At 41.9% G+C, this 15,033-nt stretch carries 15 protein-coding genes and 1 pseudogene; 3 read left to right on the top strand and 13 right to left on the bottom strand.

The features are described from left to right. Positions 1–4: 4 nt before the first annotated feature. On the bottom strand, positions 5–496 hold the full coding sequence (locus tag L0P31_RS00835) for an SAG1386/EF1546 family surface-associated protein (protein WP_023946238.1): 492 nt from the start codon (positions 494–496) through the stop codon (positions 5–7). 45 nt (positions 497–541) lie between these two features. Between L0P31_RS00835 and L0P31_RS00830 the strand changes: the two genes are divergently transcribed. After that, positions 542–739 (top strand): ferredoxin, encoded by a 198-nt coding sequence (locus L0P31_RS00830; RefSeq protein WP_024057475.1) that lies wholly within the window; start codon positions 542–544, stop codon positions 737–739. Between the two features lie 57 nt (positions 740–796). On the opposite strand, the gene L0P31_RS00825 is transcribed toward L0P31_RS00830, so the two are convergent. From L0P31_RS00825 to L0P31_RS00800, 6 genes are all read right to left on the bottom strand, one after another. Further along, complete coding sequence (locus L0P31_RS00825) at positions 797–1,762, bottom strand: glycosyltransferase family 2 protein (protein WP_337926979.1); 966 nt, start codon at positions 1,760–1,762, stop codon at positions 797–799. Position 1,763: 1 nt separating this feature from the next. Next, a complete protein-coding gene (gene galE / locus L0P31_RS00820) occupies positions 1,764–2,783 on the bottom strand; it encodes a UDP-glucose 4-epimerase GalE (protein WP_049502394.1) in 1,020 nt (339 codons plus the stop codon). A 102-nt stretch (positions 2,784–2,885) separates the two neighbouring features. Continuing rightward, positions 2,886–3,989: an NAD(P)/FAD-dependent oxidoreductase gene (locus L0P31_RS00815; RefSeq protein WP_070526937.1), complete on the bottom strand. Its 1,104-nt coding sequence runs from the start codon at positions 3,987–3,989 to the stop codon at positions 2,886–2,888. A gap of 16 nt (positions 3,990–4,005) precedes the next feature. Beyond that, positions 4,006–4,803: a Nif3-like dinuclear metal center hexameric protein gene (locus L0P31_RS00810; protein ID WP_049502397.1), complete on the bottom strand. Its 798-nt coding sequence runs from the start codon at positions 4,801–4,803 to the stop codon at positions 4,006–4,008. Further along, positions 4,790–5,467, bottom strand: a complete 678-nt coding sequence (locus L0P31_RS00805) for a tRNA (adenine(22)-N(1))-methyltransferase (protein WP_064275968.1) — start codon at positions 5,465–5,467, stop codon at positions 4,790–4,792. Before L0P31_RS00805 ends, L0P31_RS00810 begins: the two co-directional genes overlap by 14 nt. 100 nt (positions 5,468–5,567) lie before the next feature. Then, positions 5,568–7,904, bottom strand: coding sequence for a cation-translocating P-type ATPase (locus L0P31_RS00800; protein WP_070527868.1), 2,337 nt, complete (start codon positions 7,902–7,904; stop codon positions 5,568–5,570). A 132-nt stretch (positions 7,905–8,036) separates the two neighbouring features. Here L0P31_RS00800 and L0P31_RS00795 point away from each other — a divergent pair, with 132 nt between their 5' ends. Next, positions 8,037–8,786 (top strand): lysophospholipid acyltransferase family protein, encoded by a 750-nt coding sequence (locus tag L0P31_RS00795; protein ID WP_000500197.1) that lies wholly within the window; start codon positions 8,037–8,039, stop codon positions 8,784–8,786. A 43-nt stretch (positions 8,787–8,829) separates the two neighbouring features. Here L0P31_RS00795 and L0P31_RS00790 read toward each other — a convergent pair whose 3' ends face one another. The 6 genes from L0P31_RS00790 to rpsO all read right to left on the bottom strand — a co-directional run bounded on the left by L0P31_RS00790 (position 8,830) and on the right by rpsO (position 14,146). Continuing rightward, positions 8,830–9,522, bottom strand: coding sequence for an alpha/beta hydrolase-fold protein (locus L0P31_RS00790; RefSeq protein WP_004255665.1), 693 nt, complete (start codon positions 9,520–9,522; stop codon positions 8,830–8,832). Further along, complete coding sequence (locus tag L0P31_RS00785) at positions 9,503–10,513, bottom strand: ABC transporter substrate-binding protein (protein WP_238095357.1); 1,011 nt, start codon at positions 10,511–10,513, stop codon at positions 9,503–9,505. The genes L0P31_RS00790 and L0P31_RS00785 overlap by 20 nt, the downstream gene beginning before the upstream one ends. A 19-nt stretch (positions 10,514–10,532) precedes the next feature. Beyond that, a complete protein-coding gene (locus L0P31_RS00780; RefSeq protein ID WP_238095355.1) occupies positions 10,533–11,288 on the bottom strand; it encodes an ABC transporter ATP-binding protein in 756 nt (251 codons plus the stop codon). A 1-nt stretch (position 11,289) separates the two neighbouring features. Next, on the bottom strand, positions 11,290–12,336 hold the full coding sequence (locus L0P31_RS00775; RefSeq protein ID WP_238095352.1) for a FecCD family ABC transporter permease: 1,047 nt from the start codon (positions 12,334–12,336) through the stop codon (positions 11,290–11,292). 236 nt (positions 12,337–12,572) lie between these two features. Further along, positions 12,573–13,193: a CadD family cadmium resistance transporter gene (locus L0P31_RS00770; RefSeq protein WP_000531713.1), complete on the bottom strand. Its 621-nt coding sequence runs from the start codon at positions 13,191–13,193 to the stop codon at positions 12,573–12,575. A gap of 683 nt (positions 13,194–13,876) precedes the next feature. Next, a complete protein-coding gene (gene rpsO / locus L0P31_RS00765; protein WP_001018251.1) occupies positions 13,877–14,146 on the bottom strand; it encodes a 30S ribosomal protein S15 in 270 nt (89 codons plus the stop codon). 204 nt (positions 14,147–14,350) lie between these two features. Here rpsO and L0P31_RS09430 point away from each other — a divergent pair. Beyond that, positions 14,351–14,724, top strand: a pseudogene (locus L0P31_RS09430) (hypothetical protein). Positions 14,725–15,033 lie beyond the last annotated feature (309 nt).

Genomic DNA, 15,033 nt, shown 5'->3' with positions numbered 1-15,033 from the left:
ACTCCTATCTAGTCTTAATCACATCTCCAGGATTTGCAAACCAAGATCCTGTAGCCATATGCCCAGGATTCAAAGCCTCTAACTGAGCAATCGAGATTCCTGCACGAGCGGCAATGGCTGCTTCTCCTTCTCCAGCCATAACTTTTGTAGTCCCTTCTGGATCATTTGGATGTTCTGAGCTACTAGATGACTCTTCTACCTTCTCCTCTGAACTAGAAGATGCCTGCTCTGAACTACTACTAGAAGTAGAAGAAACTTGCTCTACTTTTGTATCTGAATCGTGAAAATCTTTCAAGGCTGCTGTGCGATTACTCCCACCCGATGAAAGATAGATAAGAACAATAATCATCACAACTACAATCACAAAGAAAATACTTGCTAAAATAGTCAAGATACGATTAGCCAGCACTCCTCCACCTTGTTCTCTCTTACGACGTTCTGATCTTGTTTCTTCTTGATTCTCATAAATATCTTCTTGCCACGGTTCTTTTGCCATACCTTACTCCTTGTTTTTTTTTACTTTTCTTATTACAATATAAATATGAAAATCACACTTATACCTGAACGTTGCATTGCCTGTGGGCTTTGCCAAACTTATTCTGAATTATTTGATTACCACGATAATGGAATCGTGCGTTTTTACGATGACCCTGACCAACTAGAAAAAGAAATCTCTCCTAGTCAGGACGTCATAGAAGCTGTTAGAAACTGTCCGACACGTGCCTTGATTAAAGATTAACTCTAATATCGACAAGAACGTTCCACTCCTTCTAGTTTAGCATATTTCCATGCAAAATTATAGTCTTTTCTCTTTATTTTTTTCTGTAAAATCAGGAAGGTCACTTTTTTCTTTGACGAGATAAAGTGGTCTTTTTTTAGTCTCTAGATAAATCTTACTGATATACTTGCCGAGAATCCCAATGGTCAAGAGTTGAATCCCACCAAGGAAGAGAATAACAGCCATCAGAGAGGTCCAACCTGATGTCGGATTGCCCAAAATGAGGGTCCGAACCACAACAAAAAAGGTCATAAGAAGAGAAATAAAACAAGATAGGAGACCTGCCACAAAGGCGATAATCAAGGGAAAATCTGAAAAATTAACAATCCCTTCAATGGAGTAGAAAAAGAGTTGCCTAAAACTCCAACTGGTATTGCCAGCCTGCCTTTCGACATTTGGATAGTCCAGATAGTGGATTTTAAAGCCGACCCAGGCAAAGAGTCCCTTCGAAAAGCGATTGGACTCAGTCAAGCTTAAAATGGCATCCACTACAGATTTTCTCATCATGCGAAAATCACGGACACCTGACGGCAAGGCTACTGGACTAATTTTTTGCATAAGACGATAAAAGAGATTAGCACAGAAACTGCGAAAGAAGGGTTCTCCCCCTCGACTGGTTCTGCGTGTTCCAACACAGTCCAAGTCTGCATTTTTGTCTAGTAGAGCTTTCATCTCAAGCAACATACTAGGAGGATCTTGGAGGTCTGCATCCATCACCACCACCAAATCTCCTGTCGCATATTGCAAGCCTGCATAGAGAGCTGCTTCTTTGCCAAAATTTCGAGAGAAAGAAATATAATGAACTGCCGGATTTTGCTCCCGATAGGACTTTAAGAGTTCCAAGGTCCCATCACTTGATCCATCGTCGACAAAGACATACTCGATTTCTGTCTCCAAATCTGGAAGTAAAGCTTCCAAAGCCTGATAAAAAAGAGGAAGTACTTCCTCTTCGTTTAAACAGGGGACAATGATTGACATCACCATCTTAGTCTTCAAATCCATTTGGATGCTTGCTTTGCCAACGCCATGCGTCTTCACACATTTGGGTGATGCCTAATTCTGCTTCCCAGCCGAGTTCTGCTTTGGCTTTTGCAGGATCTGAATAGCAGGCTGCGATATCCCCTGGGCGACGGTCTACGATACGGTAAGGAATTGGACGTCCCACCGCTTTTTCCATGTTTTGGATAATTTCAAGAACTGAGTAGCCTTTACCTGTTCCAAGGTTATAAACGTTTAGGCCTGAACCTTTTTGGATTTTTTTCAGAGCTGCAACGTGACCTTTAGCCAAATCGACAACGTGGATATAGTCACGAACACCAGTTCCGTCTTCCGTATCGTAATCATCTCCAAACACTTGCACTTGCTCTAATTTTCCAACGGCTACTTGAGTCACATATGGCAAGAGGTTGTTTGGAATACCATTTGGATTTTCTCCTAGGTCTCCACTTTCATGAGCTCCGATTGGGTTAAAGTAACGAAGCAAGACCACATTCCATTCTGAGTTTGCCTTGTAGATATCGGTCAAAATTTCCTCAAGCATGAGTTTGGTACGGCCATATGGATTGGTCACTGAAAGTGGGAAATCTTCCAAGATTGGCACTGTATGAGGATCTCCGTAAACTGTCGCAGAAGAACTGAAAATGATGTTTTTACAGTTGTTTTCTTCCATGACCTTCAAAAGACTAACAGTTCCAGCGATATTATTGTCATAGTAGGCAAGAGGAATACGGGTAGATTCACCGACAGCCTTCAAGCCAGCAAAATGAATGACACCAGTTGGTTCTTCTTGCTTGAAAATATCTCTGAGTGTATCTGTGTCACGGATATCTGCCTCATAAAACGGAATTTCAACTCCTGTGATTCTTTCAACAACTTCTAAACTTTTTCTGTTACTATTAACAAGGTTATCCACCACAACAACTTGATGACCTGCTTGGATTAACTCAATAACAGTGTGGGTTCCGATAAAACCTGCTCCACCCGTTACCAAAATCTTTTCTTGCATCTTCTTTCCTCGATTCTCAGATTATTTTTTCTTATTTTACCATTTTTGATAGGGAATGTCATTTGCCATCCTAGAGGGTAGGATAAAATTTCAGTAAAATGCTTATTCGCTTTTTACCCGTTTGACATAGTTTTCAATTGGGTAGTTTAGAGGGTCCAAGGTCAACTCCTTGTCTTGGATCAGTTGAGCTAGATGGTAACCAATGATAGGACCAGTTGTGAGGCCTGAGGAACCTAGTCCACTAGCAGCATAGACACCTGATAAGCCAGGTACTTGTCCAAAGAAAGGAGAGAAATCACTGGTATAGGCACGGATTCCCACACGCTCAGCTCTTGAAGTCGCTACTGCCAAGACTGGATAGTGAGGCAAGGCTGCCTCCTCCATTTGTTGGAGTAAGGTTTCATCTACCGTCAAATCAAATCCCATATCATTTTCATGGGTAGCGCCTAGGGATAATTTCCCACCTGCAAAAGGAATCAAATCCCACTCCCCTTCTGGCATAACAACAGGGTAAGCTTCCATGTCTTGGGCAAGTTGATAATCTCGGAGTTGCCCCTTTTGGGGACGAACATCTACTTCATAACCTAAAGGCTCTAACAGATGTCCCAACCAAGCTCCCATCGCCAAAATAACCTGATCAAACACCTCTTCGTCAATCTGGTAACCTGATGCTAAAGGTATCAGAGTCACTTTTTCTTTGACCAGCTTGACCTGACTGGCTTCCAGCAAACGAGTCACTAAAAGTTGGCCATCTACTCTCGCTCCACCAGAAGCATAGAGCAGGTGATCAAATTCCTGCAAGCCAGGGAATAATTCATTAGCTGATGCTGAGTCCAGAATGGCTAATTGCCCTATCAAAGGAGATTCTTCTCTACGCTGGAGGGCTAGTTGATAGAGTTCTTCCAACTTAGTTTCATCCTTTTTCAGGAGAAAGACTCCCGAACGCTGGTAAAAGTCGATTTCTTGTCCTGACTTCTCTAAATCTGCTAATAAATCCACATAAAAGTCAGCCCCCAAGCGCGCCATTTTGTACCAGGCCTTATTGCGGCGTTTGGAAAACCAGGGGCTGATAATTCCTGCTGCGGCCTTAGTAGCCTGACCTTGTCCATGATCAAAGACTGTTACTTCTAGATCACTTTCTTTCGAGAGGTAGTAGGCAGCTGTTGCACCTACAATCCCTGCTCCAATAATGGCAACTTTTTTCATTGTCTTCACCTTCTAACTAGATATGGTGGAAAGGATTGGTCGATGCTTGACTAGGTAAGATATCAATAGTCCAGCCTTTTTCCTCTTTCCATTGATTAAGAAGCTCTGCAATTTTTTCTACAAAAAGCACTTCGATATAGTGACCTGGGTCCAAGGCTAGCAAGCCATCAGACAGCATATCCTGAGCAGTGTGGTAGTAAATATCACCAGTGATATAAACATCTGCCCCCTTTGCCAAAGCATCCTTATAGAAAGACTGCCCGCTACCACCACAGATGGCCACTCTTGAAATAGGCTTCTGCAAATCTCTCTCTTGATAATGCACCAATCGAAGGCTATCTAAACCAAAGACTTGCTTGACATGCTGGGCCAATTCCCCAAATGTCTGAGGCTGAACATTCCCAATACGTCCAATTCCACGTTCAGGACCTGTCTCCTGCAGATAAGTCGTTTCCTCGATACCTAGCATCTGACAGAACCAATCATTGAGGCCATTTTCAACGATGTCAATATTGGTATGGCTGACATAAACTGCGATGTCATGCTTTATCAAATCAATGTAAATCTGATTTTGTGGACGGCTAGCTACCAAATCCTTGATGGGACGGAAAATCGGCGCATGCTTGACAATAATCAAGTCTACACCCTTTTCAATGGCTTCAACCACCGTTTCTTCACGAATATCGAGAGCCACCATGACCCTTTGGATATCCTTGTCTAAAGTACCAATTTGCAGACCACGACTGTCTCCCTCCATGGAAAATTCCTGAGGGCAAAAGGCTTCATACGCATTAATCACTTCACTTGCTAACATGGAGAACCTCCTTGATGGCTTGAATTTTATCTACTAGAACTTGACGTTCTTCCAGATTTTTTTCTGGGATTTGTCCGAGGGCAAACTCTAGCTTAACAGCTTCTTTTTGCCATTTTTGGACAAAGACTGGACTGACCTCTTTGGACAAGAAGGGACCAAAGCGAACATCACTAGCTGATAGCTTCATTTGTCCTGCTTCCACCACCAAAATCTCGTAAAACTTGCCAGCCTCTTCTAAGATACTTTCAGCTACAATCTGAAATTCGTTCTCTTGTAGCCAGATACGCAAGTCGTCTTCACGATTATTGGGTTGGAGGATTAAACGCTCTACATTAGCTAACTTGTCCAAGCCTTCTTCTAAAATCCTGGCAATCAAACGACCACCCATACCAGCAATGGTAATGACCGATACCTTATCTGCCTCTTCAAAGGCTGCCAAGCCATTTGCTAAACGGACTTGGATTTTCTCCTTTAACCCGTGACTTTCAACATTTTTAACCGCGGACTGGTAGGGACCTTCTACAACCTCACCTGCAATGGCACTTTTGATTTGTCCTCTTTCGACCAACTCGATAGGCAGATAAGCATGGTCACTCCCCACATCTAGTAAAATGGCTCCCTGTGGCACAAAGGAAGCCACTAATTCTAATCTCTTTGAAATCATCTTCTCTCACTTTCCAAACTCTATTACCTCTTATTATACCACATTTCAGCTGGCAATCTTGTACCTAAAAAGACCGCAATCCACAGATTGCAGCCTTTCTTTATTTTCTAGCTTGGTAGCGACTGGTCAAAATGAAAATCACGGTAAAGACCAACATCATGACACCATAAACAGGTAATGTTTGTCCTGTTAAGGTTGAAATTTCAAGTAGTTTTTGAATTCTTGGGAAGAGAGCTGTAGCTAGGAAGCCTCCTACTGACCAAACAATCAAGAGGACACGCCATAGGGTAAATGGCATGCAGGCTCTAAATACGGATAAGAAACCAATTGACCCCAAGAGATAATAGAGTAGAGTTGAGATTTCTAACTCAGACCAACCTTGGCTACTTCCAAATATTTTCACAAAAAGAACGCTGAACACAACCATGAGAGCACTTGGTAGAGCACGAAGCATGGATCTTCTGAGGAAGTTTGGCTCAACAGGTTTGATATTTCGCTCAAAAGTCAGAACGAATGGTGGGAAACCTTCCACGAACTGGTCAATCATGGTAATCTGGATCGGAATGAAAGGGAAGATCAAGATCCACTCAGATCGTCCCAGAAGAGCACTGGCGATACAGATAACTGCGAGCAAGAAAGAATAGATGGTCTTTATCAAGAAAATCGGGGCGATATGGGCAATGTTATTGACCACGCGACGACCTTCAAAGAGAATCTCAGGAACATCATTAAAGTCAGAGTTCAAGAGAACCAGATTGGCAATCTGACGCGTCGCCGGATCCCCTTCCGCCATCACGATAGAACAATCCGCCTCACGAAGGGCGAGAATATCATTGACTCCGTCTCCTGTCATAGCTGTTGTATGCCCCGCTTTTTTCAGTGTTTGGATAATGAGTTTCTTTTGATGAGGGGAAACACGTCCGAAAATAGCTGTCTCCTCAGCCATAGTAATCAATTCCTCATCCGTGATTTTCGAGCAATCTACATAACTGTCATAGTCCGCAAAACCAGCCTTCTGGGCAATACTGGACACTGTAACTGGATTGTCACCAGAGATGATCTTGAGACCCACTTCCTGAGAACGGAGATAGTCCAACGTCTCTGCTGCTCCCTCTCGAATCGGATCCAAGATTTCCAGCAGGGCCAGAGCCTGAATATCAGATGGTTTCTGTGGTTTGTGATGGTCTAATTTCTCCTGACTGAGAGCTAAGACCAAGACACGTGACCCTCTCTCCAAGGCCTCCCTGGCTTCTGGGGCTTCAGAGTCCAGCAACATCTCAGGCGCACCTAAGAAAACTGTCCCCAAACCTTCCAATTCCATAGCTCCCCACTTGCGGTCGCTGGAGAAGGGAAGATTAGAGAGCATAGGATAGGCTACTTGGCCTTGGAATCGCTGGCGAATAGCTTGGGCAGTTGGATTTTTATCCTCACTGTGGGCCATGTAGCTGGCCAAAATGCTGGCAATAGTCTCTTCACCATAAGTTGCCGTCAGTGGAAGAACAGCCTCCACCTGCATCTTTCCTTGGGTGATGGTGCCCGTCTTGTCCAAACAGAGCATATCCACGCGTGCCAAGGTCTCAACAGAGTACATCTCCTGCACCAAGACCTTTTTCAAGCCCAACTTAATCACCGCAGTCAAAAGCGAAGTAATGGTCAAAAGGGCAATTCCCTTAGGTAACATCCCCAGAAGGGCTGTCGACGAATTTACAACGGACGACTTAAGAGGCAAGCCTTTTAAAAGCAAGGCTTCTAGTAAGAGAGCCAGACCAAAAGGAATGATAATCTTCCCAGTAAAACCAGCTAGCCTGTCCAACGATTTCATGATACGAGAGTTGATTGGTTTAACGGTCTTGGCTTCCAGCATGAGTTTGGCAGCATAGTTATCAGATCCAACATGGTGAACTTGAGCTAAAACTGCCCCACTGGCTAAGAAACTTCCTGACAAAAGCAAGCCATCCACTTCCTTTTGCACCAAATCACTTTCCCCCGTCAACATGGCTTCATTGACTTCCGCAAAGCCTTCCAAAACCAAGGCATCACTGGGAATCTGCTCTCCTGCAGATAAACGAATGACATCTCCTAACACCAATTCTTCAGGATTCAGAGCCACTTCTTGGCCATCACGAATAGTCTTGACCTTTTCCTTGGTCATAAGATTGAGCTTGTCCACCATGTGTTTGGCCCGCAGCTCGGTCACAATTCCAGAAAAAGCGTTAAAGCAGATAACAGCAAAGAAGACCAAATTGCTCCAAGCCTGCACAAAGGCTAGTGCCAAAGCAATGGCAAAGTTTAAAGCGTTAAAAAGGGTAAAGACATTTCGTTTAACGATTTGCCAAGTGCTAGTACTGGCCGATGCAGTAAAATCATTGACCAAGCCCTTAGCCTGTCTTTCCTTGACATCTCTTTGGGTTAATCCCATAATCTTATTTTTATCCATAAATTCTATCATATCATTTTTTCTAAAAGAATTCTAATCTCACCCCAAATATGCACCTAGTCAAGGGAAAAGTTTGCCAGCCCTCCTTTGATAAGGTATAATAATAACAAGAAAATAATCGAAGGAGATCGCATGTTTTATACTTATTTACGTGGATTGGTTGTCTTGCTCCTATGGTCCATCAATGGCAATGCCCATTATCATAATACTGATAAAATTCCTAATCAAGATGAAAATTATATTTTGGTTGCACCTCACCGCACCTGGTGGGATCCAGTTTATATGGCCTTTGCGACCAAACCAAAACAATTTATCTTTATGGCCAAAAAAGAGCTCTTTACCAACCGTATCTTTGGCTGGTGGATTCGTATGTGTGGTGCCTTTCCTATCGACCGTGAAAATCCTAGCGCCTCAGCCATCAAATATCCTATCAATGTTCTCAAAAAAAGTGACCGCTCTCTCATCATGTTTCCAAGTGGAAGCCGACACTCAAACGATGTCAAGGGTGGCGTAGCTCTGATTGCCAAAATGGCCAAGGTCCGTATTATGCCGGTTACCTACACAGGTCCCATGACTTTGAAGGGCTTGATTAGTCGTGAACGTGTCGATATGAACTTTGGAAATCCAATTGATATCTCAGATATCAAAAAAATGAATGACGAAGGCATTGAAACAGTCGCCAATCGTATCCAAACAGAATTTCAACGTCTGGACCAAGAAACGAAACAATGGCACAATAATAAAAAACCAAACCCACTCTGGTGGCTTATCCGCATCCCTGCCCTCATCCTTGCCATTATCCTCGCTATCCTAACCATCATCTTTAGCTTTATCGCAAGCTTTATCTGGAATCCAGATAAGAAAAGAGAAAAACTTGCTTAAATAAATACAACAATCCCTTGGCAAAAGCCAAGGGATAAATTTTTTATTCGATTTTCCATTTTTGGGCCAACCAGCTGGAAAAGGCTAAAAATCGTTCAGCTACTTGTTCATGGTGTCCATAAGGGTCAAAGACAAACTGGCCGTTCGGATAGCGTTTCTGAAGACTGGTATGGATCTGCTCAGCATAGACTGGTGCTTGAGCCAAGCGATTAGTGTGGTGTTCTCCTTCTGTTTGACCATTCTGTAAATACAGCAAACAGTCCAAATTTTTCACATTTTCTTCCTTGCAGTAGGTCACAAAATCAGGATACCAAAAGGAACCGCAGATCGAAAAGACACAGGAAACCTTGTCAAAGCTGAAAAGACTGTAGACTGCCGCCAAACCACCTAGTGAGTAACCTCCATAAGCAAGGCGAGTTTCGTCCAGGCGATAAAGTGACTGCAACTTGTCTAAAAGGCCTCCAAATAAATGATCATGATAGACGTTTGCCTGACCGCCAAAATCTGGAGCTCCATCTCTCAGAGCCGATGTCGCCCAGGGAGTATAGTCGTCTAAGCGATTTTTAGAGGTCAAACCCACCAAAATCACAGATTCGGAAAGGGACGATAGGAAGTCCAAGTTTCCATCATTCAATAAAATTGCCGGATAGGTTTGATTGGGGTCGTAGTTAGAAGGAAGGCTGATTTTGACTTGAATTCCTTCCCAATCAAACTCATTATTTATTGATAAAGTCATTGATTTTCTCAAGGGAATCAACCACTGCTGGACCATAGTCCATCAATTCATCGTAAGAGATGTTCATGATTTTTTGATTCTTAATTGCAGGAACGCTTTCCAAAACAGCATTTGCCTTCATCAACTCTACTGCTTTTTCATCCAATTTTTTATTGCGGTCGCTGGTTACATAGATAATCAATTCAGGATCCATTGACACGAGATTTTCCAAGGTCAAGCCTGATGTTCCCGTTGCAACGTTTGTATAACCAAGTTGGTTCAGCAAACTTTCTTGCAAAGCAGACTTGTAGGCACCGAAGGTTTCATCATTATAAGCAACCATAATCAAAGCCTTTTTCTTTTCACCTTGGCTTGCTGGATTTGCTTTCTTAACAGCATCAATTTTAGCTTGCAATTGGGTTGCGTATTCATTAGCCTTGTCCTGAACATTAAAAATCATTCCCAGATTTTTGACATCTTCTACGATATTTCCCAAATCTTGCTGAATTGTTGAGAGAGAAGCTTTTTGCGTATAAACTGGGATTTTGTTTTCATTCCAAGTGCTAACTGTCCCCAAGGATTTTTCAGAAAACATCATGTTTCGCCCCATCACAGCGTCTGGCTCATAAGAAAGGACTGTCTCTTGTGAGACTGTTTTTTTATCCCCAATTTGAGGAATAGTCGCAATCGCGTCCTTGTATTTGTCCGTCACAGCATTGTCTGGATTGAGCATGCCAACAATTTTATCCTTCAACCCCAACTCCAATAAGATTTCAGTGGTTGAAAGATTGTTGGTGATAACTTTTTCAGGTGCCTTGTCAAAAACTTGTTCGACTTCATTTCCTTTAGCGTCATAGGTTTTGACCGTTAACGGATAAGTCGTCTCTGCGCTTGCCTTTTGACTTGTTTCTGTGCTAGATTGTGTGGTAGCTTTTTCTGTAGTAGTATTGCCACAAGCTGCCATGGTTAAGGTAGCTACTGTTACGAGTAAAATACTGAGTGTTTTTTTCATCTTGTTTTCCTTTTCATTCTTATAAATAGTGAATCATGGCTTGCTGATCATCGGTCCAAGTAACCTGACTTTGAACTCCGTATACAGTTTGCAATGACTCAGGGGTGATGGTCTCCTTTGGAGTCCCTTGGTAAAGGATTTCCCCCTCTTTCATCAGATAGAGATAATCCGAATAGCGACAAGCAAGTTGAATATCATGTAGGACAGCTAGAACATTGATCTTAAGATTCTTCACAATGGCTAACAAGTCTAGCTGATACTTGATATCTAGGTGATTGGTTGGTTCGTCCAGGAGCAAGAGAGTCGGTTCTTGCGCCAAGGCACGTGCTAATAAGACTCGCTGCTTTTCTCCCCCTGACAGAGACGAATAGAGACGAGTTTTCTTCTCAAGCATATCCACCTTGACAAGAGCATCATGAACGAGGGCATAATCCCTTTCCTTTTCCTTCTGTAAAAAAGAGAGATGGGGCGTTCTTCCTAGCAAGACGATTTCCTCAACTGTACAATCAAACTGCAATTGATTAAACTGGGTTACAACTGCCATTTGCTTGGCTGTTTCTTTTAGTGACCAATGCTCCAGTGGCTTTCCATCTAGGCTTATCAAGCCTTTGTCTGCCTTTTCCTGACGATAGAGGAGTTTAAGCAAGCTGGTTTTTCCGCTTCCATTTGGTCCTAATATCGTGTGAAATTGATTCCCCTCAACCTTAAGAGAGACTCCTTTGAGGATTTTTTTCTCTCCTAGTCCAAAATGGATATCCTGACAAATCAAGTCCATATCAGACCCTCACCTCCCTTCGCCTACCTCCAACAATATAGATAAAGAAGGGAGCACCTACTAAGGCTGTGAAAATACCAATAGGAAGCTCTGCGTTTGGAATGATGATACGAGAGAGTACGTCTGCCCAGATGACAAAGAGGGAACCCATCAAGGTTGCAACAGGAAAAAGCCTCTTGTAATTCGTTCCTACTAACCCTCGAGCTAAATGTGGAGTAATCAGACCGACAAATCCAATAATCCCACAGGTTGCCACTAAGACTGCTGTCAGCACAGCCACCATGGTCACATAAAGATACCAATAAAAGCGTAAGGGAATCCCCAAAGTTAAAGCAGCCTCATCTCCCATCATCATCGCATTGAAAACACGATACTGAGTAGAGAAAAATAGAAAGGCCATTCCTACTACTATAGTTGGCAGGACCAAGTCTGCCCAGGTAGTCCCAGCAAGCGAGCCCATGGTCCAAAACTTAATGGTCATCACACTGTCCGCATTAGCACCAACTGAGATAATAAAGTTTGAAAAAGCCAGAAAGAGAGCATTGACCACCGTTCCTGATAAAATCAGACTAGAAGTCGTCATCCTTCCCTGCATAGAGGCAATGATGAGGACAGAAATTGTTGCCAAAATAGCTCCAAGAAAAGCTCCAAGGCTAATCATCACTTTTAAACCAAGAATGATGCTCAAAGTTGCCCCTAGAGTTGCACCCGCAGATATTCCTAAGACATAAGGCTCAGCGATGGGATTGTTCACTGTAGACTGCATCACGCTACCACACATAGAAAGGCCTGCTCCTACTATCAGACCTAACAATACTCGGGGGAATCTCATGTTCCATACAATGGCAAGAGTAGACTTGGAAACCTCTCCTATCTCAAGAGGAAATCCTAACCTACTCAAAATAATCCGATAGGTATCTCCTAGATCAATCGCAACAGATCCCATTGAAACTGCTAGAAAGAGAGAAATCCCTAAAATACCTAGCAAAATAACTAAAAGTAACACAAATTGCTGGTCTTGTCGGCTTCCAGAAAATTTGGAAAGCATGCAAACCTCCTATGATAGAATCTTAAAAATTTAGAAAATTCTCATGAAAAAGTATACCATATTTTCAACTGCGTAACAAGATGAGAACAAATGAATATAGTTGGTTTTATTGTGCTAGGAACCGTAACCGAAGATTAAACTTGAGTATGTCGAGGTAAGGTGACAACATAAAAAGCCCTCTGAAAATCAGAGAGCCAATTTGAGCTCGGGATAAAATCCTAGTGAAACAAAAAAATCTACACGGTCAGAAAAGTCTCTATCGTGCCATTTTCATACATGATGTATAGTCCAAGTAGAATGAATACTAAGGGCACAATGATTCGCTCGTATTTTTCAATTGTCTCGAATATTAACGGAATAGAGGATAACACCCGACTAATCTCGCATAAGATAATTATGCCGATTACAAACACAAGCAACGCCACGAGGGTCTGTGACCAATCTAACGAAGCAAAATAAGGTATATAGATACCTAAATTATCTCCGCCAGACGCAATTGTCAGCAATGTAACTGTCCAAAACAGTTGATTTGCCTTGCTTTGTTCTAATCTTTCAATAATTTCTTCCTCTTCTTCCTCTTCTTCCTCACCTTCTCCAACAATTGCAAAGCGAATCCCTAAATAGATAGGGATTAAACCAAGCAATCCAACCATCCATTCTTCAGGCACGAAATTAACGACATAAGCAGCAACTAAACTCGCCCCTACAAGTAAGCCTGTGCCTAGATATTGCCCCGCATAAATATGCCATTTTTGTTTATTCTGTGATAGCTGTGCAAATAAAATAAATAAAATAATTAAATAATCGATACTGGTGGAAATATAAACACCAATAGCAGATATGATTGTCTGTCCCATAAAAACCTCCTGTATTAGTCAGTAATAAATCAGCAGATTTTAGGAGAGCACAGACACATTAATTTAGCTATCGCTAGTGGGTAATGTCGAACATAGGAAAGCATTTTACTCCTCCTCAAAACGTAGTTACAAAGTAATTTCTAACTGGAATTCGGTGACTACTTCCATGTAAAGTATAACATACTATACTTTACTTCGTAAAGTGTGGGCTCTCCGAAGGGGCTTGCAGACAGCTACTCGGCTTTTCAAGCCGAGTAGCTACGCACCCTTATGGTGTAATTAGCTGATACCATTTGAGGTTTTTGTAGTCTCCAAAATTGTGACCGATAAAACTAAGACTTTTCCAGAACAATTACGGATGTGGTTTTTGTAGTCTCCAAAATTGTGACCGATAAAACACACAATCCGCTATTAAGGTGGGTTACTCAGTTTTTGTAGTCTCCAAAATTGTGACCGATAAAACCTCAATAAAAAAGCCCTCTGAAGTCAGAGAGCTGATTTGAGCCCGGGCTAAAATCCATACAAAAAAGCTACCCATTTTAGAGTAGCTTCATTATCAAGATATGCTCAATTGAACACGGCCTAAGCACTTGGCAAAAAAGATAAAATTTCCTAAAAACTAAAGTTTCTTCGTCAATTTTCCTATTTTTGCTTTGTGCTTTTGACGGCCTTTGTATCTTGAATTAACGACGAAGTCCTAGAGAGTTGATCAACTCACGGTAACGGTTAACGTCGTTTTTACGCAAGTATGCAAGCAAGTTACGACGGCGACCGATTTTTTTCATCAATCCACGGTAAGTAGCGTGGTCTTTTTTGTGTTGTTTGATGTGTTCGTTAAGGTGGTTGATTTCCCAAGTAAGGACAGCAACTTGAACCTCTACTGAACCTGTATCACCTTCGTGACGTGCATATTGTGCGATGATTTCATTTTTTTTCTCTTTTGAGATTGCCATGATGTTTCTCCTTTTTATTTGGCTTCATCCGAGTGACAGGTTGGCATGCCTGTAACCAAGAAGAAGTTATTTGTCTTTACGACAATCCCTATTCTACCAATAACTAACTTCTTTGTCAACAGATTTACTTTCTTGTTTTAAACATGCTATAATAATCATAGCAAGAAATCCAAGTTGTCTGTTTTTTAAAACGAGGTGATTATCATGCGTAGATTCTATTCCCATCTCCCCTACTATCTGGTCATATTTTTCTTTTATTGGCCACTTTATCAGTTGTTATCACTAATCATTTCTGACCCCCTTTTTCTCAAGAGTCTCTACGTAAATAATCTTCTCTTCTTTACACCTCTGGTAATCTTGATTATATCGCTACTCTATAGCTACCGTTTCCTTTTCTCACTTTGGTGGTTAATTGGTAACGGACTGCTCTTTTGCTTTACTATCATAACCTTTGGTGAGTTTATACTAATTTACTTGCTAATCTATGAAACCTTGGCTCTGGTGGGCATGGCTTCCGGTATTTGCATCAAGCATATTCTACAAAAATGAAAAACAAAAAACTTTCACAAAATCCTTGAAAAATCTCACAATCATGCTATAATAATCCATAGAGACAAGTCACTTAGTCCCTTTCTACTAGAGAGTGCGTGGTTGCTGGAAACGCATAGAAAGACTATAGTGATACTACTCTACTGACTTTTATGCAAACATAAAACGGTGGCCACGTTAGAGCCAATCAGAGGTGTCCCTCTCTTTTGAGGTACATAAATGAAGGTGGAACCACGTTGCGACGTCCTTTCGAGGATGTCGCTTTTTGTTTTTCTAGCTTTCACAGTCCTCTGTCCCTGTTTTCAGAATAGGGTTAACACATTCGTCAATAATATAAG

Origin of the sequence: Streptococcus mitis (assembly GCF_022137125.1) — a bacterium.
Lineage (GTDB): Bacteria > Bacillota > Bacilli > Lactobacillales > Streptococcaceae > Streptococcus > Streptococcus mitis_CE.
This window is presented reverse-complemented; position numbering and strand designations above follow the sequence as displayed.